This window comes from Brevibacterium sp. UBA7493 (assembly GCF_002479565.1).
GTDB classification, from domain to species: Bacteria; Actinomycetota; Actinomycetes; order Actinomycetales; family Brevibacteriaceae; genus Brevibacterium; species Brevibacterium luteolum.
This window is the reverse complement of the sequence record NZ_DLOD01000016.1, coordinates 521-7,189: the sequence shown is the minus strand read 5'-3', so window position 1 is coordinate 7,189 and position 6,669 is coordinate 521. Positions and strand designations below refer to the sequence as shown.

The 6,669-nt window shown below is 67.4% G+C and carries 8 protein-coding genes and 1 pseudogene; 2 read left to right on the top strand and 7 right to left on the bottom strand.

Annotation, left to right across the window (positions count from 1 at the left end; translation table 11 throughout):
- The 4 genes and pseudogenes from B4E96_RS11150 to B4E96_RS11135 form a co-directional block, all read right to left on the bottom strand.
- A pseudogene (locus tag B4E96_RS11150) lies at positions 1-236 on the bottom strand (transposase); the annotation flags it as partial.
- A 108-nt stretch (positions 237-344) separates the two neighbouring features.
- The gene (locus B4E96_RS11145) at positions 345-551 is read right to left on the bottom strand and encodes a hypothetical protein (RefSeq protein WP_102161734.1); all 207 of its coding nucleotides are present in this window, start codon (positions 549-551) and stop codon (positions 345-347) included.
- A 12-nt stretch (positions 552-563) separates the two neighbouring features.
- The gene (locus B4E96_RS11140; protein WP_102161735.1) at positions 564-2,183 is read right to left on the bottom strand and encodes an NAD-dependent epimerase/dehydratase family protein; all 1,620 of its coding nucleotides are present in this window, start codon (positions 2,181-2,183) and stop codon (positions 564-566) included.
- Between the two features lie 83 nt (positions 2,184-2,266).
- Entirely contained in the window at positions 2,267-2,551 is a 285-nt protein-coding gene (locus tag B4E96_RS11135) for a CDGSH iron-sulfur domain-containing protein (RefSeq protein ID WP_102161736.1), read from the bottom strand.
- A 767-nt stretch (positions 2,552-3,318) separates the two neighbouring features.
- On the opposite strand from B4E96_RS11135, the gene B4E96_RS11130 reads away from it, so the two are divergent.
- Positions 3,319-3,813 (top strand): hypothetical protein, encoded by a 495-nt coding sequence (locus B4E96_RS11130; RefSeq protein WP_286957587.1) that lies wholly within the window; start codon positions 3,319-3,321, stop codon positions 3,811-3,813.
- 2 nt (positions 3,814-3,815) lie between these two features.
- A complete protein-coding gene (gene rsmD, locus B4E96_RS11125; RefSeq protein ID WP_286957586.1) occupies positions 3,816-4,373 on the top strand; it encodes a 16S rRNA (guanine(966)-N(2))-methyltransferase RsmD in 558 nt (185 codons plus the stop codon).
- A gap of 26 nt (positions 4,374-4,399) precedes the next feature.
- Here the strand turns inward: rsmD and ehuA are convergent, their stop codons facing one another.
- From ehuA to ehuC, 3 genes are read right to left on the bottom strand one after another with little or no spacing between them, the layout of a single operon-like run.
- The gene (gene ehuA / locus B4E96_RS11120) at positions 4,400-5,221 is read right to left on the bottom strand and encodes an ectoine/hydroxyectoine ABC transporter ATP-binding protein EhuA (protein WP_286957585.1); all 822 of its coding nucleotides are present in this window, start codon (positions 5,219-5,221) and stop codon (positions 4,400-4,402) included.
- A complete protein-coding gene (ehuD, locus tag B4E96_RS11115) occupies positions 5,208-5,864 on the bottom strand; it encodes an ectoine/hydroxyectoine ABC transporter permease subunit EhuD (protein ID WP_175292888.1) in 657 nt (218 codons plus the stop codon). Before ehuD ends, ehuA begins: the two co-directional genes overlap by 14 nt.
- Positions 5,864-6,595, bottom strand: a complete 732-nt coding sequence (ehuC, locus tag B4E96_RS11110; protein ID WP_286957584.1) for an ectoine/hydroxyectoine ABC transporter permease subunit EhuC — start codon at positions 6,593-6,595, stop codon at positions 5,864-5,866. The genes ehuD and ehuC overlap by 1 nt, the downstream gene beginning before the upstream one ends.
- Positions 6,596-6,669: the final 74 nt, after the last annotated feature.

Genomic DNA, 6,669 nt, shown 5'->3' with positions numbered 1-6,669 from the left:
CCACACCGTCTGCCAGGGCCCAAAATGCTCACGCGGCAGGTTACGCCAGGCAATTCCTGTACGGTGCCGGTAGACGATCCCTTCGACGATCCGATCCTTCGACGATCCGACGGCTGTTCTCAAACGGCCGGGCTTTCTTGCCAGCATTGCGAGGGCAACAGCGGTCCGATTCGCGCCCACTGCTCACCGTAAAGACTCGGTGTCGATGCTGTGTAGTCACGTCTCCACCGAGACAGCCCTCAAATGGTGAATAAAGGACACCCGCCCTAGAACCCGGAAACTGTGCCGGCGGGCACCTTCCCGGTGTTCTGCCGGGTGACTGCTCGCACCTGTTCGCCCTCTTCTCAGTAGTTCGCCGGCGGGTCGCTGCCGGGGAAGGATTCCTTGCCCCATTCGTCCGCGACCTCGTCATCGCTCACCAGGTGCTTATCTGCGGTGTTCTTAGCCTCCGCGGTCTGCGCGTCGGCCTTCTGCGCTTCCGTACTGCGGGGGTCTGTGTCCTCCGCGTTGCGGGACACGGCCGCCCGACGGAGGTCGTTCACGTCGTCCATGATGCCCCCTTCCTAGGTTCCCTGCGCGCCCACTGGGCTGTGGGCGCTGCGATGGTCGAAAGCGTCGCCGTCGTGGCGCAGCGCGCGAGTGCGCAGATACGCGTGGACGGCGTCGAGAGTCTCCAGCTGGGCGTGGGCGCGCGCTACGAGTTCGTCGAACTCGGCAGCTGCCAGGCCCCACGCCTCGGCGTTGGCGGCGAGCGTCTGCCACAGACCGAGTTTCCCGATGACCGCGCTGCGCATCAGCTCCGTCTCCAGCAGCGGGGTGAGGGGTGAGCGGCCCAGGATCGCTCCATTGCCCTTAAGTCTCCCGACGTGCTCTCCCGCCCAGGACACCGCCTGACGCAGCGGTTTGCGGGTCAGGCCGAGCGCCGGGATCAGAGCTGCGAGCCGCGCACGTTCGCGGTCGATCTCCATCGCCAGCTCCGACAGCGGAGCGAAGTACGGTGTATCGACGAAGTCGTCTGCCATCCGCTGCACGCGCTGCGCACCGGCGGTCGCTCCCGTGAGGTGATCGTCCAGGTAGATCCCCAGCAGCTCCCTGTCAGCGGGAGGCACCGCTGAGGTGCGGGGTGCGGTGCCGGAGGCCCGGCGCGGTCGCAGAGGCACCGAATCGGTGCCGGTGCCCGCGATGAACCCGTTCAGCAGGTCCCGCAGCGCGTCAGCTGCGGAGACGCGCGGTTCCCATCCCAGTTCCGCCTTCGCCCGGGACGCATCCATGAGCGGGACGCCCACCGCCATGTCAATCCACCCTGTGTCCGCCGCGACCAGCCCGGTGCGATGGCCGATGCCCAGCCCTGTGCGCAGGGCCGCTGAGGGTAGTTCGACGAACCGACCGTGGTCGATGATGTCTGCGAGGTCCTTGAGCCCCATCGTGTCGTCGGCGCAGATGTTGAACGCTCCCGGTGCGCGTGCGAGAACTGCCGCCGCATATGCGCGGCCGATGTCGTCGGCGTGGACCGCTTGGACGCCGCGCAGGCCGCGGGGCACGGGGAGGAACGGCGGGCGCCCGTAGCGCAGGAGTTGCAGCGGTATCCAGGAGCCCAGGAAATACCGCTGGATCTCCGACGCGGCGCGGCCTCCGAAGATCAGTGCCGGGCGCAGACGGGTCACGGTGATGGAGGGGTGATGTGCGTCGAAATCGGCGAGCACCTTCTCCTGAGCGGACTTGTCCACGCTGTAGTGCGACGTAGCGATCCCATCCGTCGGCCACGACTCGTCACGGCGGGTCGCCTCATCGTCCGTGTCGTCCGGGGAGTAGGCCCCGACGGAGGACGCGACGACGAGGTGCGGGACGCCGGCACGGGCGACCGCCTCCGTCACCCGACGTGTGCCGTCGACGTTCACACGGCGCAGCAGCTCGCGTTCCGTGTTGGGCTGAATGAGCCAGGCAAGATGGATGACCGCATCGGCCCCCTCGAACGCGTCGGCCAGTCGCGCGATCGCTTCACCCTCCGGACTGGCTGCTGCGACGTCGATGGAACGCCAGTCACACCCGTCGTACGGGGCGACCGTGGTGTCCGGCATGCGGCGCGCGATCCCAACCACCTCTGTCACCTCTGGGGTCGCCGCCAGCGCCTCCAGTACGGCAGTACCGGTATTTCCTGTCGCTCCGACAATTGCGACGCGCACAGTGCCTCCCTGGGGTGGGCTGCGCCCGGCTCTCACCGGGCCTGGCTTTCATCGTACGTGTGGAGACGGGGCGTGTCGAGGGATCATCCGACAGCGGGTCGTGGGGTTTGGTCTGTGTTGTCCGGCAGTCGCGCGGGGAGAACCTTCGACGCTGCCCCCGGGGCGTGGGAGCCGATGAGGTTGCGGGAGCCGTCGCACAGCGGCGGGATACCGGAGGCTCCGCACCGGCACAGGGCGACGACATTGGGCCGCGGCCGCTTCCATTGGCCGTCCTCTTCGCCTGCGAGTACGAACTCCCCGCGAACCAGCAGCGGACCGCCCGGGCACGGCGTGATAGTGGTGTTCACGAGCGTGGGGGTGATGGTCATCGGGTCTCTTCATCGTATGTGCGCGAGCGGATGGAAGGTGCGGATGCCGTGGAAAGGGGCGAAGCGGCGAGCACCGCCTCTCGTCGGCGAAGGGACCGCGGTGAGTTCGCGGCCGTGTGCAGCCGCGTTCCGCGGTAGGGCACCCCGCCCCGCATTCGGGCGCCCACCACGACTTATGGGCACACGCCCCGCTCAGCGAGCCAGAGAGCGCCCAGAGTGCGGGGTCCGGCGGGACCACGGTGCGTCCGTGATCACGCCAACGCCGCCTCTCGGCACAAAAAGGATCGCCGCAGCCGTCGCAAGGAGTCCGACGGCGCGCCAACGAACCGAGAGGGGCAGGACTGGGAGGATCAACAGGTCCGCGGCCAGCCGCGCCGGTTGCGCGAAGCTGTCGTATGTCTGCCGGACGCGCTGCCCGCGGAACGCGCGGGACGTGGGCGGGAGTCTGGCGACGAAGAGGTCGTCGGCGGCGGCGAGGACACCGCCTCGGGTTTGGGCTATGCGCATGAGCTCAAGATTCGCAATGGGCACTCCCGGGTCGTAGCCAGCGCCCAGGTACTCCGACCGCACTCCCAGGGTGCCCCGGGTAGTCGGACGCCCACGCCCGGTTCACAAGGGCCCGGGCGATGTCCCAGCGGACGTGGCACGGAGAAGGTGCCGAAGGGTTGATGACGGGGTGGTTCTGCGGACGCACGAGGCCCACCTCCTGGAGAAGGTCGTTGAGATGAAGGAGCGTCTCCGCCGAATAACGGACGTCATCATCCGCGATGACGACGCAGGAACCGACGAAGTGCGGGATCGCCGTAAGAACCGCATCGACCTTCCCGCTGTGCCCGGCTGACGTGCTCGTCGAAGTACCAGGTAATGCTGAGAACTTCGGCGTCGCTCAGCTGCACCAGCTGCGCGGACGCATCGGCCGCGACGGGCAGCCCTCGACCTGTTTTCTGCTCACCCACCAGCCGTCCGGCAGCGAGGCGATGGAACGACTGCAGACCGTCGCCGAGACCCTCGACGGCTTCGCTCTGGCCGAGTTCGATATGGAGAAGCGCCGCGAAGGCGATGTCCTCGGCCGCACCCAGTGGGGCCGCACGTCGCTGAACCACCTGTCGGTCGCCCGCGACGCACGCGTCATCGAAGACGCCCGGACGGCAGCAGCAGACGTCGTCGACGCTGACCCGCTGTTCGAGGCCTACCCGCACCTGCGCGACTTCATCGACACGATCATCGGCCCCGAACGCAGCTTCGGCAGCACCGCGGACTGAGCATGCGCATCATCGCAGGCCGCTGCAAAGGCCACCGCCTCAAAACCCCGCCCGGCGAGGGCACCCGCCCGACCTCTGACCGGGTGCGCGAATCCCTGTTCTCCTCACTCACCACCCTCGACATGCTCACCGGCGCCCACGTCCTCGACGTCTGCGCAGGCTCCGGCGGCCTCGGCTTCGAAGCGCTCTCCCGCGGAGCAGCCCACGTCACCTTCATCGAACGCGCCGCCTCCGTGTGCCGCGTCATCACCGCCAACGCCCGCTCCCTGCGCGTGACAGGCGAGGTCGAGATCATCCAGGCGCCGGCCGCCTCGGGCGCGGCACGGCTGCCCGACGGCAGCATCGACCTCATCTTCGCCGACCCGCCGTATCCCATGCCCGAGGCGGAGGTGACCGCGATCCTGGACGCGTGCGCGCCGCTGCTGCGCGACCCGGCAGCGCTCATCGTGTTCGAACGCTCCAGCCGGTCACCGGAGCCGAGGCTGCCGGAGCGGCTGGAGGTGTTCCGGCACAAGAAGGTCGGCGAGACCGCATTGTGGTTCCTGCAGCTGCGGGAGTGACGAACGTGCGGGGCTGAGGCCTGGGGTCAGTGCTCCAGCACCGCGGAGAGGAACTTCGCGGTGCGCTCATGCTGCGGGCGGGTGAAGATCTCGTCCGGTGGGCCGTCTTCGATGATCTGGCCGTCAGAGAACATCATCACCCGCTGTGAGACATCGCGGGCGAACTGCATCTCATGGGTGACGATGAGCATCGTGATGTCGGTGGTCTCGGCGATCTCGCGCAGCACCCCGAGCACATCGTCGACCAGCTCCGGGTCGAGAGCCGAAGTCACTTCGTCGAGCAGCAGCACCTCGGGATCCATTGCCAGCGCACGGGCGATCGCCACGCGCTGCTGCTGTCCGCCCGAGAGCTTCGTCGGATGCTCATTCTCCTTATCAGCCAGGCCGACCCGCTCCAGCAGCGCACGCGCCTTCTCCAGCGCATCGGCCTTCGACATGCCGAGCACGTGGATCGGTGCTTCGATGATGTTCTCGGCGACCGTCATATTGGGGAACAGGTTGAAGTGCTGGAACACCATGCCGATGCGCTTGGTGTTGCTGCGCACCTGCTTCTTCGGCAGCGCCACCCGCTTGCCGTCGCGGTTCTCGTGCGTCAGCGGCTTGCCGTGGACACAGATGTATCCATCGGTCAGGCTCTCCAGGGTCATGATGAGCCGGAGGATCGTCGTCTTGCCCGAACCGCTGGGCCCGATGAGCGTGACGCGCTCGCCAGGGGCGACGGAGAAGTTGAGATCCTGGAGGACGACATTGTCGCCGAAGCGCTTCTCGACATCGACGAACTCGATGGCCGGCTGGGCTGCCGCAGCGCCGTCCGCGCGGGACTGTGGGGTCTCGTCAGTACCGGGCAAGGGACTTCTCCAATCGTCGGATGAGCAGTGAGGTCGGATAGCTGGCGGCCAGGAAGATGAGGCCGGCAAGTGTGAACGCCTCGGTGTAGGCGAAGTGTCGGCCGCCGTACTGCTGGGCGGAGGTCACCAGCTCGACGACCCCGATGGCGAACAGGAACGGGGTGTCCTTGAACATCGCCACCGCATAGTTGCCCAGCGAGGGGACTGTCGCCCGCAGCGCCTGGGGGAGGACGATCGAGCGGAACGCCCGGGCCGGTGGCAGCGACAGCGCGCTGATCGCCTCCCACTGGCCCTTCGGCACCGAGTCGATGCCGGCCCGGTAGCTTTCGGACATGTACGTCGAATAGTGCACGCCGATGATGATGAGCCCGAGCGTCAGCGACGGGATCCCGGCGAGCACCGGATGCTTGGCGAACAGGAAGTAGATGAACAGCAGCTGCACCACCAGCGGCGTGTTGCGCACGAACGCGACGGCGAGCTTGAGCAGCCAATTGATCCACCGGGGCAGGATGCGCAGCAGGATCGCGATGACGAGTCCGAGCACAACGGCGATGAGCGTCCCGCCGACGGTGGCGATGAGGGTGTTCCCAAAGCCCTTGAGCAGCAGCGGCAGCGCATCGAATGCGCGCGACCAATCCCACATCAGCCCAGCACCTCCTTCTTCGGACGGTGCTGCCGGAAGAACACGCTGCGCAGACCTGCGGACTTCTCGCGCCGGCCGAGTGCGACCGCGGCCCGGTGCTCCAGGGCATCCATGCCGACCTGCAGCAGCCAAGCGAGCACGAAGTACAGCAGCAGGCCGACGGTGTAGGCGAAGAAGGTGTCGCCGGTGGCCTGCCGCAGCTGGTCGATGCGGTCGGTGAGGTCCTGCAGGGTGATGAAGGAGACGACCGCAGTGCCCTTGAGCAGCTGGATGAGCAGCGTCGCCAGCGACGGGATCATGAGCAGCCAGGCCTGCGGGAAGATGATGCGCCGCATCATCCGCACCGGCGACAGGCTCAGCGCGGTCGCCGCCTCCCACTGGCCGCGGTCGACGTGCGCGATCGACGAGCGCACCACCTCGGCCGAATACGCCCCGTAGTTCAGTGCCAGGGCGAAGATGCCGCAGCTGAGCGGATCGAGATTCACACCCAGCAGCGGCAGCACATAGAAGAGCCAGAACAGCTGCACGAGCAGGGACGTGCCGCGGAAGAACTCGACGATGATGCGCGCCGGGATGCCCAGCCAGCGGTACGGGCTGGCCATCGCCAGTCCGAGCACCAAGGCGATGAACAGCGCACCGGCAGCACCGCCGGCGGTGAGGATGAGAGTCGTCTTCAGCCCATCCCACAGCTGGGGTGCGTAGCTGAAGAGCGTCGAGAGGTTGTCTGTCATGAGCGCGTGTCTGTCATGTGCGTGCCTGGGATTCGGGTTGGAGGTGCAGAAGACGCGCCGTCACCGGCGGGGGG

Excerpts from the sequence above, each read along its gene's own strand:
- B4E96_RS11130 (WP_286957587.1), top strand. The coding sequence starts at position 3,319 with ATGACGACGCAGGAACCGACGAAGTGCGGGATCGCCGTAAGAACCGCA.
- rsmD (WP_286957586.1), top strand. The coding sequence starts at position 3,816 with ATGCGCATCATCGCAGGCCGCTGCAAAGGCCACCGCCTCAAAACCCCG.
- ehuD (WP_175292888.1), bottom strand. The coding sequence starts at position 5,864 with ATGTGGGATTGGTCGCGCGCATTCGATGCGCTGCCGCTGCTGCTCAAG.
- B4E96_RS11135 (WP_102161736.1), bottom strand. The coding sequence starts at position 2,551 with ATGACCATCACCCCCACGCTCGTGAACACCACTATCACGCCGTGCCCG.
- B4E96_RS11145 (WP_102161734.1), bottom strand. The coding sequence starts at position 551 with ATGGACGACGTGAACGACCTCCGTCGGGCGGCCGTGTCCCGCAACGCG.
- ehuC (WP_286957584.1), bottom strand. The coding sequence starts at position 6,595 with ATGACAGACAACCTCTCGACGCTCTTCAGCTACGCACCCCAGCTGTGG.